This window comes from Fontibacillus panacisegetis (assembly GCF_900102215.1).
Lineage (GTDB): Bacteria > Bacillota > Bacilli > Paenibacillales > Paenibacillaceae > Fontibacillus > Fontibacillus panacisegetis.
Genome location: NZ_FNBG01000001.1, coordinates 450,262 through 474,467 on the forward strand (window position 1 = coordinate 450,262; position 24,206 = coordinate 474,467).

The following is a 24,206-nucleotide window of genomic DNA, read 5'->3' on the forward strand; positions in this document are numbered from 1 at the left end:
GTCATCTCCTCGCGAATTCAGAAATTAGACGTTCCTGCGTTTCCGGCAACGTTGTTTTTTCATTAACTTTCTGCTTCGAGAAATCCCAAATACTGTGGATGTAGCTTATTGCTTCATCAATTTCAGCATTTGAACCCTGCTGGTATGCACCGATATTAATAAGGTCTTCAGAATCTTTATATACAGCCATCAGTCGTTTCAAATTCTCAGCTGCATCGTTCTGCTCCTCCTCCACGATGTCCTTCATCACCCGGCTTATACTTGCTAGGATATCAATCGCAGGAAAATGACCTTTATTCGCAATATTTCGATTCAGAACAATGTGTCCGTCAAGGATACCCCGAACTGCGTCCGCAATCGGTTCGTTCATATCGTCACCATCAACAAGTACTGTGTAAAATGCTGTAATGGAACCCGTGGGTCCTGTTCCTGCTCTTTCCATCAGTTTGGGTAACGCCGCAAAAACCGAAGGAGTGTAGCCTCTCATAGCCGGAGGCTCACCAACTGCCAGACCCACTTCACGAAGAGCCATCGCATATCTTGTAACGGAATCCATCATCAGCATGACGTTTAGTCCTCTGTCTCTGAAATATTCCGCGATGGTTGTAGCTATTAATGCACCCTTTATTCTAATCAGAGCCGGTTGATCCGAAGTAGCTACAATAACTACCGATCGCTCCAATCCCTCTGGTCCCAGATCACGTTCAATGAAATCCAGAACTTCGCGTCCACGTTCACCAATCAATGCAATCACGTTGACATCTGCTGAAGTGTTGCGTGCAATCATGCCCATCAAAGTACTCTTACCAACACCAGATCCGGCAAAAATACCAACCCGTTGTCCCTTACCAATCGTCAGTAAGCCGTCAATTGCTCGAACACCAATGCTAATAGGTTGTACAACACGCGGTCTGTTCAGCGGATTCGAGGGCTTGTTATACGTTGAATAATGTCCCATCCGAGAAGGAAGAACCGAACCATCTAGAGGTTGTCCTAATCCATCCAGCACTTTGCCGAGCAACTCTGAACCTACTTGAACCGTTAATGGTTTGCCAGTACCGACTACATCACAGCCTGGTCCAATGGACTGAAGCTCACCTAGCGGCATTAAGAGTACCTTGTTGTCACGAAATCCGACGACCTCAGCTTGAAGCGGTTGTGATGATTTGGAAGGATAAATGTAGCAAACATCGCCTATGCTAGCATCCGGACCTTCCGATTCGACCATCAGTCCGATAACCTGAGTCACTTTACCATTTATGCGAACCGGGTCTAACTGAGACAGATGATCGATATATCGTCTTGCATCAATTATCGTCATTGCTTAGTCCCCGTTCTTCGGTCTGCTGAGTAATTCGCAGCAGTGCCTTTTTGATTTCAACAAGCTGCGTATCGATTCTGGCGTCCACGCTTCCAAATGAGGATCGAATCACACAACCTTTATCTTGAACACTCGGATCTGGAAGAATTTGCAGCTCCGCCTGAGAGTCAATAACAAGACTCAATTCCTCTCTTGCTGCCTGCACAAATGCAAAATTCGAAGGTGCAATGCACAATGTCAGAACCCCTTGCTCGCGCTTTCGAGACAGGCTTTTCTTAATCAGTTCAATCGTATATTCCGGTTCCAGATCAAGCTGCTTGTCGATAACCTTCTCAGCGATAGCACAGCTAAGTTCAACCAGAAACGGTTCAGCCTCTTGAATAATGCGTTCTTTCTCCGTGTAAGCTTGCTGCAATACTGAGCTTGCTTCACTCATCATTTCTTCAATCTTGCTTTGAAGTGTATTTTGTGCCTCAATTTTTCCCTCTTCAAATCCTTGACTAAAACCTTCCGATTTGACAGCTTCTATCAAATGTTCATCCTGTTGTCTGCGTTCATTCCACCAAGCCTCAATTTGTGCTCTGGCGTCTGCTAACAATTGTTCCGCTTCTTCTGAAGCTGCTCTAACCTGTTCTTCAGCGAATTCCTTCGCGTCTGCCAGCATTTGCTTCCTGGTCTCCTCAGCGACCACATCCTCATGAGACGGGCCGCTAGGGCGAACCTCGGAAACCACTTCATCAACTTGCAGCTCTTCCTGAGTCTGATATGTTTTAGCTACATTGAGCTGTTTAAGAACATCCAACGGAACGTACTGGGACACCTTGATCAAATTAGACAATGATGTCATCTCCTCCGCCGCGGGCAATAATTATCTCACCAGCTTCTTCCAATCTACGGATTGTCGCTACGATGCGAGTTTGTGCTTCTTCGACGTCACGAAGCCGTACAGGCCCCATATATTCCATTTCTTCCTTGAAAGTATCCGCCATCCGTTTGGACATATTGCGGAATACAGCCTCCCGCACTTCTTCGCTTGCCACCTTGAGAGCCAGCTGTAGATCTGCATTCTCGATGTCGCGGATAATCCGTTGAATCGAACGGTTGTCGATGTTGACAATATCTTCGAAGACGAACATACGCTTCTTGATTTCTTCTGCCAACTCTGGATCCTGAATTTCCAGGGAATCCAAAATAGTTCGTTCTGTACCGCGGTCTACACCATTCAAAATTTGAACGATCGATTCGATACCACCAGCACTTGTATAATCTTGAGTAACTGTAGCAGACAACTTTTGCTCCAGAACTCGCTCCACTTGAGCAATAACTTCTGGCGAAGTACTGTCCATAACAGCTATTCTTCTTGCAACCTCTGCTTGTTTCTCTTGAGGAAGCGAAGATAGAATTACAGCTGCCTGTTCGAATTGCAAGTAGGACAATACCAGTGCAATCGTCTGAGCGTTCTCGTTCTGAATAAAGTTGAGAATCTGGTTCGGTTCTGCTTTTCTCGCAAAATCGAAAGGTCTCACTTGGAGTGTTGCAGTCAGACGATTGATAATATCAAATGCCTTGGACTGACCAAGCGCTTTCTCCAGAATCTCTTTCGCATAAGCGATACCACCCTGAGTAATATATTCCTGAGCCAGACAGATCTGATGAAATTCAGCCATAATCATTTCTTTCTCAGCACTGTCGACTTTTCGAACGTTAGCAATCTCAAGCGTGAGCTGTTCAATCTCTTCATCACGCAAATGCTTGAAAATTTGGGCTGAAACTTCCGGCCCCAAAGTTATTAACAATATTGCTGCTTTTTGTTTTCCGCTCAAAACCTGATTTGTTGTCTTTGACAATGCGTTCACCTCTATTCGTCAGCAAGCCATGTGCGAAGCAGGTTGACGAATTCATCCGGCTTCTTCTTGGCCAGCGTCTCAAGCTGTTTGCGCACTTGGTTTTCACTTGGAACACTATCCAAGTTGATGGACGGAAATTCCGGAGTGAGCGGCAGCGGGATTTCCTCTTCTTCTGCCCCATCGGCGCGTTTACGACGAATAAGGAGAAATACGATACCTGCAATTGCGAGCAATGCCGCAGCTCCAACTCCCCACACCCACGGATTTGAAAGACTCAAACCAGTAGATTGTTCCTCTGAATTATGGAACGATTGCGAGAAGACTGAAACTTTCCTTTGCAAATCATCGTCTGTATAAGTAGTACCTGAATCAGCTAAGTATGATCCCACAATATTTTTTAAAATGTTCTCTATCGCCGTTTCAGTCGTTTGATCCAAACTTTCTTGTCCTGCAGGTGGTTCAACTGCAACATTAATGGTTAAATCTTTTATAACATATGGACTCGCTACGATATCCTTCGTAATTCGGTTAACTTCATAGTTGATTGTCGATGATGACTCTTCTGAAGAAGAAGTTGTTCCTGGTGAGTCTGCCGGGTAGTTCGCAACATCAGTAGAACCTGTACCAGCGACTCCGCTATCGGTTCCTTGACCAGTATAGCTTTTCTGAATTTTCTGAGCACTGATCTCAATGCCCTTCATGTTCTCAGTGTCAACAGGAGTAACCAGACTATCTTTCTGACTAATCTGATCGAAATTTAATTTTGAAGCAACGAGCACTTCAATTTTATCAGGACCCATCAACTTGGACAGGAACTGCTTTACACTTTGGCGAACATCACTTTCAAATTTTTTCTGTAGCGCCATATTTTCTTGAACTGCTGTTGTAAGAGAACCAGTTTGTCCACCTTGTCCAGAAGGTAACAAGACTGTATCATCGCTGGATGATAACGAAATGTTCTCTATCGGCAAGTTAGGCACAGAAGTCTTAACTAAATTAAAATACCCATCGATTGCATCTTGACTTGGGCGATATCCGGATTTAAATGTTACAACTACTGAAGCGGAAGCTTTCTCCTGCTCATTAATACTTGCAAATACGTTTTCAGGTGGAAGATTAATCAGAACTTTAGCATCGCTGATTCCTTGCATCTTTTTCAGCAGTTGTTCGATTTCACCGTTTAGAGCGCTTTTGTACTTTACATTAAATTCATTATCTGTCATCCCGATCAATGAAGAGCTCTCATTGAAAGAATCCCATCCAATGGAACCATTCTGTACGATACCTTGGGAACCGACATCCACTTTGACTCGAGCTGTATCCTTACTGGGAACTGAAATGCTCTTGCCGTCTGCTCCTAGCTTGTAAGGGGTGCCTCCTGATTCCAGGTAGTTGATGATCCCTGCTGCATCTGTAGAATCCAGATTGGTGAAGGCAACTTCATACTCTGTTTTGGAGAACTGAATCGTTAATAGAATGATAGCTACTAGGACAATTCCTATTGTTGATAACAATAATGTTTTTTGTTTTTTACTGAAACGGTTCCAGTATTCGGATCCTCGCTGCCGATACTGAGCAATTCTCTCATTCACAATGTCACCTCATCCGAAGCTTGCTAGATTTATTAAATTTGCGTACGCATTATTTCCTGATAAGCTTCTATCACTTTATTTCTTACTTGCGTAGTCAACTGCAAACTTAACAAAGCCTGCTCCGAAGCGATCATCACCTGGTCTGCATTTACTTCACCAAGTTGAAATAGTTCGTTCATTTTCTCAACGTTTTTTTCTTGAGCTGCTACTCCATTCAACGCTTCCGTTAAGTACGAACCGAAATCCTTGATTGCTTCTGCCGGAGTTGGTGAATTCGGCTTAGTTGGAGCTTGGATTCCAGTTACTGCATTTATATTGTTAAAGTTCATGCTTTGAATCAAATATCAACACCCCTAACCTCGGTATATAAGACTATTTGCCTATTTGTAACGCTTTAGTTATCATAGCTTTGCTTGCATTTAGGACCGTTACGTTGGCTTCATAGGAGCGGGTAGCCGAAATCATGTCTACCATTTCCTTTAAAACATCAACGTTTGGCATGTATACATAACCTTCACTGTCTGCATCAGGATGAGTCGGATTATAAACTGGTTTGAACGGAGCTGAATCTTCCTTGATTTGAGTAATCTTAACGCCCTGTGCTTTTGAAGCATTTCCCAGAGCAGAACTTAGTGTGTCTCCAAAACTTTGGGTGTTCGGAGCCATTACAACCATCTTACGACGATAGGGTACCGCCTCTCCGTTGACTACCTTTGCTCTTGTTGTCTGTGCATTGGCAATATTTGAAGATACGATGTCCATTCTTAATCGTTGAGCAGTCAGTGCTGAAGAGCTAATGCTAAAACTATTACTAATACTCAAGTTTCGTTATCCCCTTTCTACTGCTGTACGTTTCATTTTAATTTGGTAGTTGATTTGCTCTATGTAAGAATTGTAGCGAAGCTGATTCTCCGCAAGTCTTGTCATTTCGCTATCAATATCCACATTGTTAAGGTTATTGTTCATGGCGGTAGTTTGATCGGTAGTTACTACCGGCTCAGGAACACCCGATGAAGGACCTATTACAAAATGCCTAGTGTCCGTCCGTCGCCCCCGTAATGTAGGTTTACTTCCATCCATTTCACTCTGCAGCAAACTTTCAAAAGATACACTGGATCTTTTGAAATAGGGGGTGTCCTCGTTGGCTATGTTATTGGCAAGAACACCCTGCCGTATATTTGCTGCTTGAAGCGCGGTTTCGAGTCTTGTAAACCCGGTACCATTTAACAACTGCATTTACCTGCCCCCTTGATATCACAGTTTTTTTCCATAAGTACGTACTATTCAACATTCAACTAACTAATTCCTCTTTTTTTCGACACTAAATGCGTATTTCATAGTCTTTCAAATGTCCTAAAAATGCATTAAAACATTTTAATGTCGTATATCCTAAGTTTCACGGAGTTTCAGTATTATTACAATAAGAAAAAAGCACTATCTTTGAACATAATATCGATTTTATTTGCACTTTTTGAAATTTTTTGAAGATTTTCGGGAATGATCGACAAAGTAGAAGGTGATTTTACTAATTTTTCATGAAAAAACAACGAAAAAAGGCCAAGGTCCCGATCCAACTGGGACTTATGGCCTTTTACATTCATATTACACAACAGTGTCTATACGATTATAAAATATACTGGCTAAGATCTCGATCTCTGGAGATGTCTCCAAGCTTATCTTGGACGTATTCTGGTGTAATAGTCATTTTTTCCAAGGATAATTCTGGTGCCTCAAAAGAAAGGTCCTCTAACAGCTTTTCCAAAATCGTGTGCAATCTTCTTGCACCAATGTTTTCCGTATTTGTGTTCACGCTTGCGGCAATGCGTGCAATTTCTCTGATTGCCTCTGGTGAAAACTCGATTTCTATCTCCTCAGTGCGAAGTAATTCAGTATATTGTTTGGTAAGAGCATTTTTAGGTTCCGTGAGAATCGATACAAAATCATCAAGAGTCAAGCTGTCCAGCTCTACCCGAATAGGGAAACGTCCTTGCAGCTCAGGGATCAAATCAGAAGGCTTGGCAATATGAAAAGCTCCTGCAGCAATAAACAAAATGTAATCAGTCTTCACTGGCCCATACTTTGTCATTATAGTCGATCCTTCGACAATAGGTAAAATATCCCTTTGCACTCCTTCTCTGGACACATCCGGTCCCGAGCCTTGACCCTTACTTGCAACCTTGTCAATTTCATCTATGAAAATAATGCCTGATTGCTCAGCACGAGCTATAGCCTCTTGTGTCAATTCATCCTGATCAATCAGTTTAGCTGCTTCTTCCTGAGTCAGCACTTTACGCGCTTCCTTGACCGTTAATTTTCTTTTCTTAGTCCGACGTGGAAGCAAATTGCCAAACATCTCTTGCATATTCATACCTAGCTGATCATTGCCTTGACCTGCAAACATATCCATCATATTCGGTGCGTTATCTTCAACCTCGACTTCTATGATGTCATTCTCCATTTGCCCTGCGAGCAGCTTGAAGCGTACCTGACGGCGTTTCTCGGTCAAGTTAGTATCTTCGTCCTTATCGTCCTGCTCGGACGATGCAGAGCCCGAATTTTGATTGCCAAACAGCATTTCAAAAGGATTACGTCCGGACTTATTCTTGTTGGTAGATGGAACAAGAATTTGAACTAACCTTTCATTTGCCAATTCCTCTGCTTTATCCTTCACTTGCTCCGTACGTTCAAGCTTTACAGTACGAATAGCAATCTCGATAAGATCTCTGACCATGGATTCAACGTCTCTACCCACATAGCCAACTTCAGTAAATTTAGTAGCCTCAACCTTTATAAAGGGGGCTCCAACTAGTTTGGCAAGGCGACGTGCAATTTCCGTTTTACCTACACCTGTTGGTCCAATCATCAAAATATTTTTTGGTACAATTTCATCCCGAACATCTTCGTTAAGAAGACTGCGACGGTAGCGATTACGCAATGCTACAGCCACGGACTTCTTCGCCTGTTTTTGACCTACGATGTATTTATCCAGCTCAGCTACGATTTGTCTCGGCGTAAAATTCCGGTTTGTCATGAAACGTCCCTCCAATCACAGTTCTTCAACAATGATGTTGCTGTTCGTGTATACGCATATTTCCGAAGCAACCTGCAACGATTCCCTTACGATATCCTTCGCTTCCAACCCGGCAGCATGGCGTTTGAGTGCACGAGCAGCTGACAAAGCAAAATTTCCACCTGAACCGATTGCAAGTACATCATCGTCAGGCTCTATAATCTCTCCACCACCGGAAATAAGCAGCATACCGCTCTTATCCATAACGATCATCAGGGCCTCCAGTTTGCGAAGCACCCGATCCTGTCGCCAATCTGTAGCTAGCTCCACAGCAGCTCTCTGCAGATTGCCGTGATGTTCTTCCAGTTTACCCTCGAATTTCTCAAACAGTGTAATCGCGTCAGCGACCGAGCCCGCAAAGCCTGCGAGTACTTGTCCTCGGTACAATCTACGAACCTTCTTTGCTGTTTGTTTCATTACAACGCTCTCACCAAAGGTTACTTGACCATCACCCGCGATTGCGCCTTTTCCATTATGACGAACAGCACAAATTGTGGTAGCGTGAAAAGTAGGTAACATAATACCGCTTCCTTCCTCTGTTATTCCTTTACTATGTTATGTTTAATTCTCACAACACATTCGAAGCTGTAATAAAGGACTTTAAGCTATCAAGAGCACGATGTGCCAAAGCTTCGTTTTTCTCTGCCTTTTTGCGATAACGGGTATCAAGTTTGGGGAACAACCCAAAGTTGGCATTCATCGGTTGAAAATGTTCAAAATCAGCAGTCGTAATATACCTTGCCATACTTCCAAGAGTCGTATCCTCTGGGAATACAATTCCTTCTTGTCCAGCAGCAGCACGTGCAGCGTTAATTCCGGCAATAAGGCCTGAAGCAGCCGATTCAACGTATCCTTCCACACCTGTCATTTGACCGGCAAAAAAGAGCGTAGGTCGGGCCTTCAGTTGATACGTTGGTTGAAGCAGCTTCGGTGAATTAATAAATGTGTTGCGGTGCATAACGCCAAATCGAACAAACTCCGCATTCTCCAGACCTGGAATCATCGAAAAGACACGTTTTTGCTCGCCCCACTTCAAATGAGTCTGGAAGCCCACTAAATTATAAAGGGTGCCTGCGGCATTATCCTGTCTAAGCTGCACAACCGCATGAGGCAAGGTTCCGGTATGAGGGTTCATAAGACCAACCGGCTTCATAGGTCCAAACAGCGCGGTTTGCTTGCCACGACGCATCATAATCTCGATAGGCATGCAGCCTTCAAAATACACTTCCTTCTCGAACTCTTTGAGCTGAGCGACCTCAGCAGAAATAAGCGCATCATAGAAAGCATCAAATTCCTGCTCTGTCATTGGACAGTTAAGATACGCCGCCTCTCCCTTATCATAACGCGAAGCAAGATATACTTTACTCATATCAATCGATTCTTTCTCAACAATCGGCGCAGCAGCGTCATAGAAATAGAAATAATCTTCACCCGTCAGCTTTTGGATCTGCTCAGAGAGAGCAGGAGAAGTTAACGGCCCCGTCGCTATTACTACAATTCCTTCTTGGGGAATTTCACGGATCTCTTCGTTTGCGACCTCAATCAATGGATGATCATGGAGCGTACTGGTAATTTCACCGGAGAATCCGTCACGATCCACAGCAAGAGCTCCCCCTGCGGGAACTGCATTCCGATCTGCTGCACCAAGAACGAGTGAATTAAGTATTCTCATTTCCTCTTTTAATACACCCACTGCATTTGTCAAACCATTAGACCGTAGTGAATTACTACACACTAGCTCCGCAAATTTATCCGTATGGTGAGCAGGAGTCTTCACGACGGGCCGCATTTCATACAATTTAACCGGTACACCGCGGCTTGCGATCTGCCAGGCAGCTTCGCTGCCAGCAAGACCTGCCCCGATCACTGTAACTTTATTTACATCTGTCAAAGATTATCCCTCCAAACTCTCCTTCTATGATGAGTATTACAATGATGTTTATTCTGCTGCCTCGTCGTCTTGATCTTCGACCTGCTCCACATAATCACAGGACGTACATTGAAGCTTAACTCCCTGCTTGTTACGCTTCTCAACAAGGAGAGACGAGCATTTCGGACACGGTTTAGGAGATGGTCTATCCCAGGATACAAAATCACATTCAGGATAACGATCACAGCCGTAGAAAATTCTGCCTTTCTTACTGCGACGTTCCACGACATGCCCTTCCTTACACTTAGGACAGGTTACGCCGATGTCCTTAATGATCGGTTTAGTATTCCGGCAATCCGGAAAACCGGAGCACGCCAAGAACTTACCAAAACGACCCAACTTGTATACGAGCGGTTTCCCGCATTTTTCACAAATTTCATCGGATACTTCGTCTTCAATTTCAATTTCCTTCATTTCCTCTTCAGCAACTTCAAGACGTTTTTCAAAGGACTCATAAAATTGACCCAATACACGAACCCAATCCTCAGTACCTTCTTCTACGTGGTCAAGATCACCTTCCATATGGGCTGTGAACTCAACATCCAGGATTTCCGGAAAAAACTGTTCCATTTGCTCGATGACAAGCTCCCCGAGCTCTGTCGGCATAAATTTCTTTTCTTCAATCGCTACGTATCCACGTTTCTGAATGGTCTCCAGAGTTGGTGCATAAGTGCTTGGACGACCAATCCCAAGCTCCTCTAATGTCTTAACAAGCCTAGCTTCTGTATATCTTGGAGGCGGTTGTGTAAAATGCTGCTTCGGATCGATCTCTTCCGTTTTAAGGATATCTCCGGCATGAAGAGGAGGCAAATACTTATCATCATCAGTTGTACCGTCATCATTGCCTTCTACATATACCTTCATGAACCCAGGAAAACGTATCTTTGATCCTACTGCACGGAAAATAGCGTCACCAGCCGCGATATCTACGGATAAGGTGTCCAATACCGCAGACGACATCTGGCTTGCCATAAAGCGTTCCCATACCAGCTTATATAGTCTGAACTGATCACGAGACATAAACGATTTAACTGACTCAGGATCACGCAGAGCCGATGTAGGACGTATTGCTTCATGCGCATCCTGTGCTCCAGCAGATTTTTTGGAGTATTGTCTTGGTGTTTCGGGTGTATAGGCATCCCCATACTTATCAATGATGTATTCCTTAGCTTCCTCTTGAGCTGACGCAGCGATCCGCGTCGAATCCGTACGCATATACGTAATTAAACCAACTGTGCCCTCTTTGCCAAGATCCACACCTTCATAGAGCTGTTGCGCAACCGACATCGTCTTGGCGGCGCGGAAATTCAGCTTACGGGCCGCCTCCTGTTGAAGGGAGCTCGTAGTAAAAGGTGCTGCCGGATGACGAAGACGTTCCTTCTCCTTCACATCCGCTACCTTGAATTTGCTGCCTTTAATCGCCTTCAGAATATTCTGTACCTGTTCTTCGTTGCTAAGCTCAAGCTTCTCGCCTTGGAACTTGTAGAACTTAGATTCAAAACCAGTGTCCCCAATCTTCAATCTAGCAGTAATGCTCCAGTATTCTTCTGGGACAAAGGCCGAGATTTCATTCTCACGGTCCTGAATGATCTTTACAGCTACAGACTGAACGCGTCCAGCTGACAGACCCTTCTTAACCTTCTTCCATAATAACGGACTGATTTTATAACCAACAAGACGATCCAGTATACGTCTGGCTTGCTGAGCATTCACCAAATCCATATTAATTTTGCGCGGCTGCTTAAAAGCATCCTTTACTGCCTGCTTCGTAATTTCATTAAATACAACGCGACAGCTTTGTGTCTCGTCTAAATCAAGCACATGGGCCAAATGCCAAGCAATCGCTTCTCCTTCGCGATCGGGGTCAGCCGCCAGATAAATGTTTTTTACCTTTTTACTGGCGTCCTTCAATTCCTTTAAAACCGAACCCTTTCCACGGATTGTAATATACTTTGGATTGAAGTCATTCTCAACTTCCACCCCGATTTGGCTCTTGGGCAAATCGCGAATATGGCCCATTGAGGCCTTCACGATGAATTTACTACCTAAGTATTTGCCGATCGTTTTCGCCTTGGCAGGCGATTCTACGATGACCAGTGAATCCGCCACAGGTTCATCCTCCCTTCAAACATTGCAGAACTAAATTAATTGTAGTCAAATATTATACAAATCCAGACTAACGATGTATTAACTCTATATAGTCATATAATCAAGCCAGCCCAGAGATAGAAATGGACTATATAATTTTAAATACTGAACCGGGTAGTTGGACTACCGTTTTTTTCATGATTAAAGATAACAGAACTGAATGTAAAAGTCCAAAATCCCATCCCGATTGCGTCAAGAGATCATCAAATCCAGTGATCCCCTGCTCCAACATATGGTATATGCGCTGCTCCACATCTGTCAACAAATTATGTTGAGTTTTCGGAGCAGGTACATCTTTTCTCTTGGTCAACAAGTTTTCATATTCTTCTAAAATATCTTGTGGTTCGGTCACTATTTTTGCCCCTTGTTTAAGCAAATTCAGAGTACCGCGACTCTTTGGAGATGTAATTGGACCTGGTACAGCAAATACGTCACGGTCACTCTCCAGGGCCAAATCTGCGGTAATCAGTGAGCCGCTCCGTGCATCTGCTTCCACGACAACAGTCCCTCTAGTGATACCTGCTATAATACGATTTCGTTGAGGGAATAATCCCGGATGTCCCTTCATGCCTATCGGATATTCAGAAATAATCAAGCCTCTTTCCGCTATATCATAATATAGAGACGTATGCTCGGATGGATAAGGAATATCGATTGCTGTCCCTAGTACTGCTATTGTAGAGCCTCCACAACGAAGAGCGGATTCATGGCATACTCCATCTATCCCGCGCGCTAACCCGCTAACGATCGTAATTCCTCTAGAGCATAATTCTTCTACCAGCCAACTGCCAATTTTGCGGCCATATGCCGTTGGAACCCGGGTACCTACCATTGCAACGGATAGGGTAGATAACAGACTTGTATCACCTTTTGCATAGATTACCCACGGAGCTCGGGCGGTTTCCTTCATTAATATAGGATACGACTCATCAAGATACGTTACAAGTTGAATGCCCTGATCATGAAGCAACTGCATCCTTTTATCAATATAATCCGAATTGAAGTGCTGGCTCATTTGTAAAGATTTTTCTGGAGTCAGCCCCCGCTCTACCCAATCAGCAGGACTAAAGTGAATAGCATGCTCCCATTCTTCATCCCTTGACAAAATATTCGCTAACGTACGCCATCCGATCCCATCGCATCCATGCAATCCTGCTAATATCCATTTCTTTTCCACTATACTACCTCCTACATTTATGTACAAAAAAAGCAACCCTTCCGTCATTAGACAGAAAGGTTGCTTACCTTTTGGAATATTATAACAAAACTCGATTAATGTGTCGTGCAAAGATTCAGAATTCCCTGCTCTTCAAGAACCGTCACCAAAGTTGACCCCATCTCCGAAGGAGTTGGCGCAACCCTGATTCCGCATTCTTCCAACTTAGCGATCTTCTCCTTGGCGGTACCCTTGCCACCTGAAATAATAGCGCCGGCATGGCCCATACGTTTACCTGGAGGAGCTGTAACTCCGCCAATGAAGCCAACCACTGGCTTCTTCATGTTCTGCTGAATCCATTCAGCAGCTTCTTCTTCCGCGGTCCCACCAATTTCACCGATCATAATAACAGCGTGAGTGTTCTCATCCTCATTAAAGCGACGCAAAATATCAATAAATTCAGAGCCCTTTACCGGGTCGCCGCCGATACCGACAGCTGATGATTGACCGATACCACGCGTGGTGAGCTGATGAACAGCTTCGTATGTCAGAGTACCGCTACGTGATACGACACCCACATGTCCAGGTAAATGAATATATCCCGGCATAATACCGATTTTACACTCTCCTGGAGTAATTACACCGGGACAGTTCGGGCCGATCAGTACTGTATTTTTACCTTCCATGTAGCGTTTCACTTTTACCATATCAAGCACAGGAATTCCCTCAGTGATGCAAATGACAAGCTCCAGCTCTGCCTCTACAGCTTCAAGGATAGAATCCGCTGCAAATGCTGGGGGAACGTAAATCACACTAGCTGTGGCACCAGTAGCGTCCTTAGCTTCTCTTACTGTATTAAAAACCGGCAAGCTAACCGTATTACCGTTCTCAAGTGAGATACCTACTGTCGTTCCGCCTTTTCCCGGGGATGTCCCGCCAACCATTTGCGTCCCGTAATCCAGAGCTCCTTTGGCATGGAACAGAGCCGTTTTCCCTGTTATACCCTGGGTAATGACCTTTGTATTTTTATCAACCAAAATACTCATACTTCAAGCCTCCTTGATGGTAAAAAGGTAATTTTATGATACGAGTGCAACTATTTTCTTGGCGCCATCGGCCATGGAATCTGCAGATACAATCGCTAGACCCGAGTCAGTGAGTATACTCTTGCCGAGCTCTACATTAGTACCTTCAAGACGAACAACCAGCGGGCGATCCAGCTCCACTTGCTTAGCTGCTTCTACAATCCCGGAAGCGATAACGTCACACTTCATAATGCCGCCGAAAATATTAACAAAAATCCCTTTTACCTTGGCATCAGACAAAATAATTTTGAACGCTTCGGTTACCTTCTCAGCAGTTGCACCGCCACCTACATCAAGGAAGTTGGCAGGATCGCCGCCATAGTATTTAATGATGTCCATCGTTGCCATCGCAAGACCTGCACCATTTACCATACACCCGATATTTCCATCAAGTGCGATGTAGCTAAGATCAAATTTGGACGCTTCAATTTCCTTCTCGTCCTCTTCCTCCAAATCACGCAGAGCGGCAATTTCTTTATGGCGGAAAATAGCATTTGAATCGAAGTTAAGCTTCGCATCAAGCGCCATAACATCACCATCCCCTGTAACAACCAGAGGATTAATCTCTGCAATTGAGCAATCTTTATCTACGAAGGCTGTATACAAGGCAGTCATAAATTGAACTGTTTTATTTACTAATTCATTAGGTATCGAAATCGCATAGGCCAATCGACGAGCCTGATAGGGCTGCAATCCAACAGCAGGATCTATAATTTCCTTGAATATCTTCTCCGGTGTGGCGGCAGCAACCTCTTCTATTTCGGTTCCTCCCTCTTCGGAAGCCATCATGACGACCCGTCCGGTAGCCCGGTCTACAACAACGCCGACATAATACTCTTTCTTAATATCGCAGCCCTGCTCGATCAGGAGGCGCTTCACTTCTTTGCCTTCCGGTCCAGTTTGGTGCGTTACCAGTACCTTACCGAGAATTTCACTGGCGTAAGTCCGAACCTCATCCAAACTTTTTGCCACTTTAACTCCGCCGGCTTTTCCCCGGCCACCAGCATGAATCTGGGCCTTGACTACTACGACCGGACTTCCTAACGCTACTGCCGCTTCAACAGCTTCCTCCACTGTAAACGCGACTTGTCCCTTGGGTACGTTGACCCCGTACTGCTTCAGGACTTCTTTTCCTTGATATTCATGGATATTCATGCTTGAGATCCTCCTATCAACAGGCGGTATTAGAGGTAGTGCAATTTAGTAAAACCCAAATCATTGTAACATGTTTTTAAAACGCTTACCTTAAAAAGTTCATGATTTATACACAACTTTTTTATATCATTTCGATCTCATTTTTAGATGAATTGCAGCTCAATTTAGCAAATATTAATATTTCTATGGAAATAGTTGATGTTCAAAAAACCCTATACAATTCCGTATTTTTAGCGTTATTTGTCGATTTTCAGAATTTTAATGTTTCTATACAGATATCATTTCGAGATCAATCATGGACCCTTTCTCTAATTCTCAGGCTAATTTGCGAAATGTGAATTTTTTTGTTGCTAACGGGTTGACTTTTTCTAGATAAACTCCTAATATACGAACAAAGATGATGAATAGGAAAATTTGGAAGCACCTTTTTTCCTCTGTGGCCTTCTAGTTATTAGGTCATATGAACCAATAAAGGGGTGCTTTTTTTGTACGGAAAATTGTATAGCGCATGTATTTATGGTATTGATGGTATTTTGATAGAAGTAGAAGTAGACCTCGCCAACGGAATCCCCCAGACTACTGTGGTAGGCTTGCCCGACTCGGCTGTACGTGAAGCAGTAGAACGGGTACGCGCAGCAATTAAAAATTGCGGGTATTCCTTTCCGATGCAAAGAGTGACCATTAACCTGGCTCCTGCAGACCTCCGCAAGGAAGGAAGTGCCTTTGATCTCGCTATTGCACTTGGACTGCTTACAGCTAGTGGTCAGGTTATTTTATCGGAGAATGAACATGTACTCGTCATCGGGGAGCTTTCCCTAGACGGTACAGTACGACCTGTGCCCGGAGTTTTATCTATGGTGGACTTGGCGCTTAGGCATGGCTTTCATGCGGTATTAGTCCCAGCAGACAACGCAGAAGAAGCGGCACTGCTCGACGGAATCAAGGTGTACAGTCTGAAGCACTTAAGTGATCTGTCTTCAACCTCACTGGAACAAGATCCTTCGAGGGACAACCCGGTTCATATCATTTTAAAATCACTGGAATATCATCAACCATCGTCTCATTCCATTCAGATCCCAGAAGATGAATATGAAAAAAAGGTAAAACTACACGAGCCAAATTATCAGCAACTCCAAGAAAAGACTTCAGAGGACTATCGTGATGTGTTTGGACAGAGACATGTTAAACGAGCGCTGACGATTGCCGCTGCCGGTATGCATAATATTATGTTGATTGGACCTCCAGGCACTGGTAAAACGATGCTCATTCGTCGACTTCCTTCCATTTTGCCGAAGCTGTCACCCGTCGAATCATTAGAGGTTACTAAAATATATAGCTCTGCCGGCAAGTTTAATCAGAGTAAACCCAGACTTATGATTAATCGTCCCTTCCGTTCTCCCCATCACTCCATCTCCGGGGCTGGACTCATTGGAGGCGGAGGCATTCCGAAACCGGGAGAAGTTAGCCTTGCTCATCATGGCGTTCTTTTCCTTGACGAGCTGCCAGAGTTTTCCCGTAATGTCCTTGAAGTGCTCCGACAGCCTCTGGAAGAACGAGCCGTTACGATCAGCCGTTCCAGAGCCTCATTCACCTTTCCAGCATATTTTTTATTAGCTGTTTCACTTAATCCTTGTCCGTGCGGATATTACGGAGCTGACCCTAATCTTTCTCGCAGATGTACTTGTAATCAATTTCGGATTGCCCAGTATCGTGAACGAATTTCCGGGCCACTGCTGGACCGTATTGATATGCATGTTGAAGTTCCTCGTCCGTCAAACATGCAAAATGATCTCAAACCATTATCGTCAGAGGAAATGAGGGAGGATGTAGAGAGGGCTGTGCAAATTCAGCTCCACCGTTTTCAAGGCTGCAACTATACTCGCAACAGCGAGCTCTCGGGGACTGCATTGCATAAATTTGCCCTAATCAGTCCTGAGGCTGAACTAATGCTAAACACATCCTTCGAAACGCTAGGACTAAGCATGAGAGCCTATGACCGTATAATCAAGCTATCCAGAACTATTGCTGATCTTCAAAGCTCCGAACTGATAACACCTGCACACGTTGCAGAAGCTATTCAATATCGCCATTTGGATCGAAAACAGGAAGATTTATGTTGATTCAATCACTAACGTTGCATCAAACTGGAGCATGAACGTCAATTATGACGTAGAAATGGTCAGGAGACAAGCCAAAGCATCACTACCTAGAATGAAAATAGAACACTTTAAATTGTGATGAAATAACTCCAAGGAGATGACTATTTTGGGTATTGTTTGGCCTAATTTTATTATTGCAGTTGTTATCCTAGCATTAATAACATGGGGGATTGTTTCTCTAATAAGAAAAATTATTTTCTTAAGAAAATAATACTTACGCAATTGTCCTTATTTTTTCTGGTATTAAAATGGATAGCGTCATTAGATGCTCTTATAAGATTATTTCGGCCTTCTACCGTTACATTTTCCATTAACTACGATGGAAATTAACAATTTAAATTTCAAATTTTTTATCGTTTTTAACTAATAGGAAAATTTGGAAGCACCTTTTTTCCTCAGCGGCCTTACAGTTATTAGGTCGTGTGAACTAGGAAAGGGGTGTTTTTGTTTTGTACGGAAAATTGTATAGCGCTTGTATTTATGGTATTGATGGCATTTTAATTGAGGTAGAGGTGGATCTGGCCAACGGTATCCCCCAAACAACTGTGGTAGGCTTGCCTGATTCGGCTGTACGTGAAGCAGTAGAACGGGTAAGAGCGGCTATTAAAAATTGCGGATTTTCCTTTCCGCTGCAAAGAGTGACCATTAATTTGGCTCCCGCTGACCTCCGCAAGGAAGGAAGTGCCTTTGATCTCGCTATTGCACTTGGTCTACTTACAGCGAGCGGACAGGTTACTTTACCGGAGAATGATCATTTACTCATTATCGGTGAGCTATCTCTGGATGGTACAGTTCGTCCTGTGCCCGGCGTCTTATCCATGGTAGATTTGGCGCTTCGTCATGGTTTTCATGCGGTATTAGTCTCGGCAGACAACGCTGAGGAAGCAGCACTGCTCGATGGAATCAAGGTGTACAGTCTTAGGCATTTAGGCGATCTGACTTCAAAATCACCCGAACAAGAGGAATTGGTAGAAAAGCCGTTACAAATCAATTTAAAGTCTCTGGAGTATCATCAATCATCGACCACCTTCCCTCACAAGCAGTCAGAACATCCGTCCCTCAAAAAGATAAAATTACTAGAACCTGATCATCAATATCCCCAACAAAAAACTCAAGAGGACTATCGCGATGTTTTTGGACAGAGACATATTAAGCGGGCACTTACGATTGCCGCAGCAGGTATGCATAATATTATTCCAACGGTTTACTACGAGAGTTCCATCCCAAAGGCACGGATTTCGCTCAAGCAGAGGATAAAGAACTTGCAGATTCACTGGATCTAATTAACGACAGACCTCGAAAATGTTAGGGTTGGAGGACCGCTCACGAATCTTTCACGGAAGAACTGTCGTACTTGGCTCGACAATCTGCCTTACAAAAAAACCTTCAAGTTCAAACCATTTTGATAAAATGATTTGAACTCTTGAAGGTGCTTTCGTTTTACTTACAAAGTATTTCCATTACTTGCAATGACATCTTTGTACCAGTAAAAAGAATCTTTTCGTATTCTCTCTAGTGAGCCGTTTCCTTCATCATTTTGATCGATATAGATAAAGCCGTATCGTTTACTCATTTGTGAGGTTCCGCAGCTAATTAAGTCAATACATCCCCACGGCGTGTAGCCCATCAAATCGACGCCTTCCTTGACAGCTTCTTTCATTTGTTGAATATGCTTGCTTAAGTAATCAATCCGATAATCGTCATGGACTTTCTTCTCTTTAGTAAGAACATCCTTCGCCCCTAATCCGTTCTCGCAGACAAACAATGGTTTTTGGAAACGATCATACAGTTTAATTAAAGAGATTCTCAACCCAATTGGATCAATCGGCCAATCCCACTGTGACAACTCCAGGAATTCGTTTTTGATTGGGCTATCGAATGTACCTGCCAATTTAGAAGCATCTTCTCTTGCTTCAGCGACATGAGACATGTAATAGCTAATAGCTACAAAATCAACGATGCCTTCTTTTAGAATGAGCTCATCTTCTGGTTTGAATTCAATTTGGATATTATTCTCTTCGAAATAATTAAAAATGTAAGTCGGATAATATCCACGTGCTTGTACATCAGGATAGAACATATTTAGTTGATTGGACTTCACTGCCTGAAGTTGATCCTCAGGTTTACAAGTGTGGGCATAAGCTTCAATTTGATTAATCATACAACCGATTTGAATTTGCGGATTAATTTCTTTTGCTGCTTTTACAGCTAATGCACTCGCTAAAAATTGGTTATGAGATGCTTGATATGCTGCTTGTAGTGAATCATCAACAAGATCTTCCAACACACCAGCACCCGTATATAAACTGTTCAAATTCATATTCATTTCATTGAAAGTAATCCAGTAATTTACTTTATTTTTATATCTTTCAAGAATACATCGTGCATATTTTTCAAATAAATGTATTAATTTTCTGCTTACCCATCCATTGTATTTTTTTGTTAGTTCGATAGGCATTTCATAATGTGACATTGTAACGAGAGGTTCAATTCCGTACTTTGCACATTCATCAAAAACGGCGTCGTAAAAGCTCAATCCTTCTTCATTTGGTTCCTGCTCTAATCCAGTTGGGAAGATTCTTGCCCATGAAATGGACAAACGAAAACATTTGAATCCCATCTCTGCAAACAAAGCGATATCTTCTTTGTATCTATTATAGAAATCAATACCCCATCGTTTTGGGAACAAGTATTTTTCTGAATTATTCGTATATTCTTGCAATTCATGTGAAGTAACGTCAAAAGTGAAATTGTTTACTTTTCCCTTTGCATACGGATCTTTGTAGGCTGCGAAATCGGAAGTGGACAGTCCTTTACCACCATCTAAATAGGCTCCTTCAATTTGATTGGCCGCTGTAGCTCCACCCCATAAAAATTCCGGTTTAAAACCTTGATTTGCTTTCATAACATTCATCCTTTCCAATTATATTAAACTTATTGAACACACATCATTAATTTTGAAGTTGCCGGCTCTACACGTTGCTCCTCGGTTGTAATAACATCCAAATATTCAAAGCTATTTGTGACAATAACCATGGTAGTAACGTCAAACCCTCTATTTTCAATTTCTTTAAGGTCAAATTTCAGAATAGGTTGTCCTGTTTTAATCTTTTCGTTTTCTGAAACAAGAGCTTCGAAACAACTTCCTTTCAGTTTAACTGTGTCAATGCCTACATGAATCAATAATTCAACCCCATCATCAGAAGTCAGTCCTAATGCATGATTCGTGCGTGTCATTGTCGAAATGGTACCATTAAATGGTGCATATACGATACCTTCGATTGGGAAGATCGCAACGCCTTTACCCATTTTTTGCTTAGAGAAAGTTGCATCTGAAACAGAAGATACATCTCTAATGTCTCCTTCTAACGGTGAATAGATCTCTGCTGGTTGTTTTGGTAATACCTCCTTTGTTTCTGTGGGTATTAATGTCGTAGCCTGTGTTTTGTCTGGATTGTCTTTAATTGTTTTAGAATCTTCTTCTTCAAATCCTAAAATCAAAGTCATAGACAGTGAAACAATAAAACTAACAATACAGCCAATTAATGCATACGTGAAATTATTCGAATTACTTATGATATAAGTAGGTAACGCAGTGATTCCAGGGATTGAAAATGCAGTCGTTTTAACTGCAAGTGACCCGAAAACTGCACCACCTGCTGCACCACCAATGACAGAGGCATAGAACGGTTTTTTTAACCTCAAGGTTACCCCATAAATAGCGGGTTCAGTAATGCCAAAGAAAGCAGGAATTAATGTGGAAAAAGCCAATGATTTTGTTGTAGATTTTTTACTTTTTATTAGGACACCTAGTACTGCAGCAGCTTGAGAAATATTTGCTACTAAATTCATTGGAAGTAACATGATATCATATCCTAATTTTTGTAGACTTGCAAAAGTACTTGGGAAAAATGCATAATGCATCCCTGTTATTACTATAATCGGCATTAATCCGCCCATCAGCAAACCTGCAATAGGACCAGCCGTGTCAAACATAGCTGTAAATATTACTTCAAGGTATTTTCCTAAGAAGTTACCTATTGGAGCAATAAAAGCCAAAAGAAGTGGAGCGGTAATAAGTAATGTTAACAAAGGACTAAAGACGATATTAAGTGATTTTGGAATAATTTTGTCAATCCATTTGTTCACATAACTTAGTAATAGTACGCCGAGAATGATGGGTAAGACAGATGAAGTGTAACTGTTTAATGGAATGGATAGTCCAAACAGATTCATTGGACCTAATCCGTCAGCAGCTCCATTTACAATAGTCGGATACAATAAAATTGCTGCTAATACTACTGCTAATGATTCCTTGGTATTGAATTTTCGAGCTGCTGTAATAGCAACCAAAAATGGTAAGAAGTAAAAAACAGCATCTGAAAAAATATTTAAAACGGCATATGAAGAACTATCTGTAGAAACCCACCCAAAAACAACAAATAATGCCATTATACCTTTAATTAAGCCAGATCCAACAATGGCAGGTAAGATAGGGGTGAAAATCCCACTTATGACATCAAAAATGGTATCCACAAATCCCAATTTCTTTTTATTTTTTAATGCAAGATTTTCGTTTTTGTGAATTAATTGTTTCTCCAATTCTTCATATATATCTGCAACTTTAGCTCCAATGATAACTTGAAACTGTCCACCGCTGAATTGGCTTCCTATTACGCCCTCCATTTGATTGATTTCTTCAATCTTAGCTTTCTCATCTTCGACTAAATTAAATCTTAACCGAGTGATGCAATGCCAGTGTTGAGAAATGTTATCTCCTCCACCTACTAAGGAGATGATTTTTTTAGCTAACTCACGATTCTCCATGTTAATCCTCCTTTTAAAAATAAAGACCTGAACGAAATAAAGCTTCGTTCAGGTCAATGCTCTAGATAGATAACACACCTGTTACATTATTTAGTTGTAATTCGTTCAATATGAATTACCAAGTAAATTAGCTCATCTTCTGATATAGTCCAATGGAAATCACGTTGAAGCATATCTTTGATGATTAAGCCAGAAGCGTAGCTTTTCATATATCTTTCTTGTATTAATTCTCGAATCTCTGCGTCCATTTTTTGGACAGTTTGACGGTTCTTTTGCCGAATGATAAAGTACCTGATGTGTGTAATGAAGCGCGAATAATTAGCTGTTGTTTTGTCTAGCATGGTACCTGAAATGGTTTGAATAATTTTAACAATATTCTTGATCAGCTTCGTAATTTGAATGGTTTCATTCATATTAGGCTGGTCAATTTGGGCGTTTACAAAGTGCAGAGCAATAAAAGAAGCTTCTTCAGGCAATAATTCTTTGCCTGTTTCCTTCTTAATTAGTCCCAATGCTTGCTCCCCTACTTGATATTCACGATAGTAGAGGTGAGGCACTTCCCATTTAATCGGGTTGTTATTCTCCTCCGTATTGTTTAAAGCAAAAGTAATATGGTCAGCCAAAGAGAAAAGTAAACCCACACCAAATTTTTGTTCTAAAGCGCTTTCTCCTTGATTAATAATTTTTGCACAAACATCAAGTATCTGTGGATTGAAATCAACTATATTTCGATTTGTTGAATGAGCAGAATCAGATATGAAAACTTGACTAATCTTATCTACATCGATAAGATCACCTTTCTGCTTTTTGAAACCTATTCCTGTACCAAACAGAACTTTTTCCGTTCCATCCTCTTCTTGAGCTAAGACAATATTATTGTTGAGGGCTTTTATTAGGAATATTGAAATCACCTCCTGAACGAAAAAAAAACCAAATCTAAAACAAAAGCTTCTTACGTTTCACACCTAAGAATAACTTTTATTTTCTGACTTGGTGGCGCCTGAATAATCAGTAACACTCCTGCATCTTATTCAAGCATACTTTCAATTTTTCAAAATGTCAATCCTTATAATTCTCCTTCAAAGACTGAACTGCGACCTCCTTTATGGACAGTATTGAAAAATGGTTACAACAGTCCTAAGCAGCTAGGAGATGGCTTCTGAATTCATCAGGAGTCATCTTTTTTAATGTCCACTTTTTAGTCTAGCATCAGGTCTTTCTATGAGCTACATTGAATCTTAAGAAATTTGAGAAGCAGCTTTTACTTACCCTGATAATCTGTTGTTACTTCAGCATGGCTAAGTAACTTGTATGGTTTTGCGATTTTTTTATTGTACCACTCCCAAAATTCACGTAACTCTTCTTTGTTAAATAATTCAAGCATTTTTTCAAACAACGTGATCGCTAAATCAACTGCAATATTAGAATTAGAAGGTATATCATCAAAATGACGAATATGTGGTAGTACTGCCTCTTTATTATGAGTAACAGAAATCCGTTTTAAAGAGTTCCCTCCATGAGAATAGTTCGAAAAATCTTTGTAGAAAATCTCATAATACAATTCCCTATTTAATGCTAAATCTCTTATCCCTTCTATATCTTGATTAATAACTGAATACCACTTTAATCCCATTTTTCGTTTCTGTTTCTTCCTTTGTTTCTTTAACTCCTCATAACGCTCGTTCATATCTTTATACTTACCTCTTTTTAAGAGTGTCTCTAAATTTAGAATTAGAGCTTCAGTCTTTATACTATCAATAGATAGATTTACGTTTCTGAATAAACAACTCTCACAACTACGTGATAATGTATATCATAAGAATGTTGATTGGACCTCCAGGCACTGGTAAAACGATGCTCATTCGTCGACTTCCTTCCATTTTGCCGAAGCTGTCACCCGTCGAATCATTAGAGGT

19 protein-coding genes and 4 pseudogenes are annotated in these 24,206 nt (G+C 42.0%); 5 read left to right on the plus strand and 18 right to left on the minus strand.

Annotation, left to right across the window (positions count from 1 at the left end; translation table 11 throughout):
- Nucleotide 1: 1 nt before the first annotated feature.
- The 14 genes from fliI to sucC all read right to left on the minus strand — a co-directional run bounded on the left by fliI (nucleotide 2) and on the right by sucC (nucleotide 15,304).
- Nucleotides 2-1,321 carry a flagellar protein export ATPase FliI gene (gene fliI / locus BLS49_RS02160; RefSeq protein WP_091226318.1) on the minus strand — a complete coding sequence of 440 codons (1,320 nt, stop codon included), beginning with the start codon at nucleotides 1,319-1,321 and terminating at the stop codon, nucleotides 2-4.
- The gene (locus BLS49_RS02165; RefSeq protein WP_091226320.1) at nucleotides 1,308-2,159 is read right to left on the minus strand and encodes a FliH/SctL family protein; all 852 of its coding nucleotides are present in this window, start codon (nucleotides 2,157-2,159) and stop codon (nucleotides 1,308-1,310) included. The genes fliI and BLS49_RS02165 overlap by 14 nt, the downstream gene beginning before the upstream one ends.
- The gene (fliG, locus tag BLS49_RS02170) at nucleotides 2,152-3,168 is read right to left on the minus strand and encodes a flagellar motor switch protein FliG (protein WP_091226321.1); all 1,017 of its coding nucleotides are present in this window, start codon (nucleotides 3,166-3,168) and stop codon (nucleotides 2,152-2,154) included. Before fliG ends, BLS49_RS02165 begins: the two co-directional genes overlap by 8 nt.
- An 11-nt stretch (nucleotides 3,169-3,179) precedes the next feature.
- Nucleotides 3,180-4,760, minus strand: a complete 1,581-nt coding sequence (gene fliF, locus BLS49_RS02175) for a flagellar basal-body MS-ring/collar protein FliF (protein ID WP_091226322.1) — start codon at nucleotides 4,758-4,760, stop codon at nucleotides 3,180-3,182.
- 32 nt (nucleotides 4,761-4,792) lie between these two features.
- Nucleotides 4,793-5,101 carry a flagellar hook-basal body complex protein FliE gene (fliE, locus tag BLS49_RS02180; protein WP_245742232.1) on the minus strand — a complete coding sequence of 103 codons (309 nt, stop codon included), beginning with the start codon at nucleotides 5,099-5,101 and terminating at the stop codon, nucleotides 4,793-4,795.
- Between the two features lie 31 nt (nucleotides 5,102-5,132).
- On the minus strand, nucleotides 5,133-5,582 hold the full coding sequence (flgC, locus tag BLS49_RS02185) for a flagellar basal body rod protein FlgC (protein WP_091226324.1): 450 nt from the start codon (nucleotides 5,580-5,582) through the stop codon (nucleotides 5,133-5,135).
- Nucleotides 5,583-5,588: 6 nt separating this feature from the next.
- Complete coding sequence (gene flgB / locus BLS49_RS02190) at nucleotides 5,589-5,996, minus strand: flagellar basal body rod protein FlgB (protein WP_091226325.1); 408 nt, start codon at nucleotides 5,994-5,996, stop codon at nucleotides 5,589-5,591.
- 388 nt (nucleotides 5,997-6,384) lie between these two features.
- Nucleotides 6,385-7,791: an ATP-dependent protease ATPase subunit HslU gene (gene hslU / locus BLS49_RS02195; protein WP_091226327.1), complete on the minus strand. Its 1,407-nt coding sequence runs from the start codon at nucleotides 7,789-7,791 to the stop codon at nucleotides 6,385-6,387.
- A 15-nt stretch (nucleotides 7,792-7,806) separates the two neighbouring features.
- Complete coding sequence (gene hslV / locus BLS49_RS02200; RefSeq protein ID WP_091226328.1) at nucleotides 7,807-8,349, minus strand: ATP-dependent protease subunit HslV; 543 nt, start codon at nucleotides 8,347-8,349, stop codon at nucleotides 7,807-7,809.
- Nucleotides 8,350-8,398: 49 nt separating this feature from the next.
- Nucleotides 8,399-9,721 (minus strand): methylenetetrahydrofolate--tRNA-(uracil(54)-C(5))-methyltransferase (FADH(2)-oxidizing) TrmFO, encoded by a 1,323-nt coding sequence (gene trmFO / locus BLS49_RS02205; RefSeq protein ID WP_091226330.1) that lies wholly within the window; start codon nucleotides 9,719-9,721, stop codon nucleotides 8,399-8,401.
- Between the two features lie 48 nt (nucleotides 9,722-9,769).
- The gene (gene topA, locus BLS49_RS02210) at nucleotides 9,770-11,869 is read right to left on the minus strand and encodes a type I DNA topoisomerase (RefSeq protein ID WP_091226331.1); all 2,100 of its coding nucleotides are present in this window, start codon (nucleotides 11,867-11,869) and stop codon (nucleotides 9,770-9,772) included.
- Nucleotides 11,870-11,996: 127 nt separating this feature from the next.
- Nucleotides 11,997-13,085, minus strand: coding sequence for a DNA-processing protein DprA (gene dprA, locus BLS49_RS02215; RefSeq protein WP_091226333.1), 1,089 nt, complete (start codon nucleotides 13,083-13,085; stop codon nucleotides 11,997-11,999).
- Nucleotides 13,086-13,180: 95 nt separating this feature from the next.
- Complete coding sequence (gene sucD, locus BLS49_RS02220) at nucleotides 13,181-14,110, minus strand: succinate--CoA ligase subunit alpha (RefSeq protein WP_091226335.1); 930 nt, start codon at nucleotides 14,108-14,110, stop codon at nucleotides 13,181-13,183.
- Nucleotides 14,111-14,143: 33 nt separating this feature from the next.
- On the minus strand, nucleotides 14,144-15,304 hold the full coding sequence (gene sucC / locus BLS49_RS02225) for an ADP-forming succinate--CoA ligase subunit beta (RefSeq protein WP_091226336.1): 1,161 nt from the start codon (nucleotides 15,302-15,304) through the stop codon (nucleotides 14,144-14,146).
- A gap of 485 nt (nucleotides 15,305-15,789) precedes the next feature.
- On the opposite strand from sucC, the gene BLS49_RS02230 reads away from it, so the two are divergent.
- The 4 genes and pseudogenes from BLS49_RS02230 to BLS49_RS25130 all read left to right on the plus strand — a co-directional run.
- Nucleotides 15,790-17,424 (plus strand): YifB family Mg chelatase-like AAA ATPase, encoded by a 1,635-nt coding sequence (locus BLS49_RS02230; protein ID WP_091226338.1) that lies wholly within the window; start codon nucleotides 15,790-15,792, stop codon nucleotides 17,422-17,424.
- Between the two features lie 488 nt (nucleotides 17,425-17,912).
- A pseudogene (locus BLS49_RS25125) lies at nucleotides 17,913-18,402 on the plus strand (magnesium chelatase domain-containing protein); the annotation flags it as partial.
- Between the two features lie 173 nt (nucleotides 18,403-18,575).
- Nucleotides 18,576-18,659: pseudogene (locus BLS49_RS25690) on the plus strand (ATP-binding protein); the annotation flags it as partial.
- A pseudogene (locus tag BLS49_RS25130) lies at nucleotides 18,659-18,772 on the plus strand (IS30 family transposase); the annotation flags it as partial. The pseudogenes BLS49_RS25690 and BLS49_RS25130, both read left to right, overlap by 1 nt.
- 135 nt (nucleotides 18,773-18,907) lie before the next feature.
- On the opposite strand, the gene BLS49_RS02240 reads toward BLS49_RS25130, so the two are convergent.
- From BLS49_RS02240 to BLS49_RS02255, 4 genes are all read right to left on the minus strand, one after another.
- A complete protein-coding gene (locus BLS49_RS02240) occupies nucleotides 18,908-20,368 on the minus strand; it encodes a glycoside hydrolase family 1 protein (RefSeq protein ID WP_091226341.1) in 1,461 nt (486 codons plus the stop codon).
- Between the two features lie 29 nt (nucleotides 20,369-20,397).
- Nucleotides 20,398-22,290, minus strand: coding sequence for a beta-glucoside-specific PTS transporter subunit IIABC (locus BLS49_RS02245; RefSeq protein ID WP_091226342.1), 1,893 nt, complete (start codon nucleotides 22,288-22,290; stop codon nucleotides 20,398-20,400).
- A gap of 86 nt (nucleotides 22,291-22,376) precedes the next feature.
- Nucleotides 22,377-23,201 carry a PRD domain-containing protein gene (locus tag BLS49_RS02250; RefSeq protein WP_245742233.1) on the minus strand — a complete coding sequence of 275 codons (825 nt, stop codon included), beginning with the start codon at nucleotides 23,199-23,201 and terminating at the stop codon, nucleotides 22,377-22,379.
- 350 nt (nucleotides 23,202-23,551) lie between these two features.
- Entirely contained in the window at nucleotides 23,552-23,977 is a 426-nt protein-coding gene (locus BLS49_RS02255; protein ID WP_091226344.1) for a DUF5677 domain-containing protein, read from the minus strand.
- A 134-nt stretch (nucleotides 23,978-24,111) separates the two neighbouring features.
- On the opposite strand from BLS49_RS02255, the pseudogene BLS49_RS25135 reads away from it, so the two are divergent.
- Nucleotides 24,112-24,206, plus strand: a pseudogene (locus BLS49_RS25135) (ATP-binding protein); the annotation flags it as partial.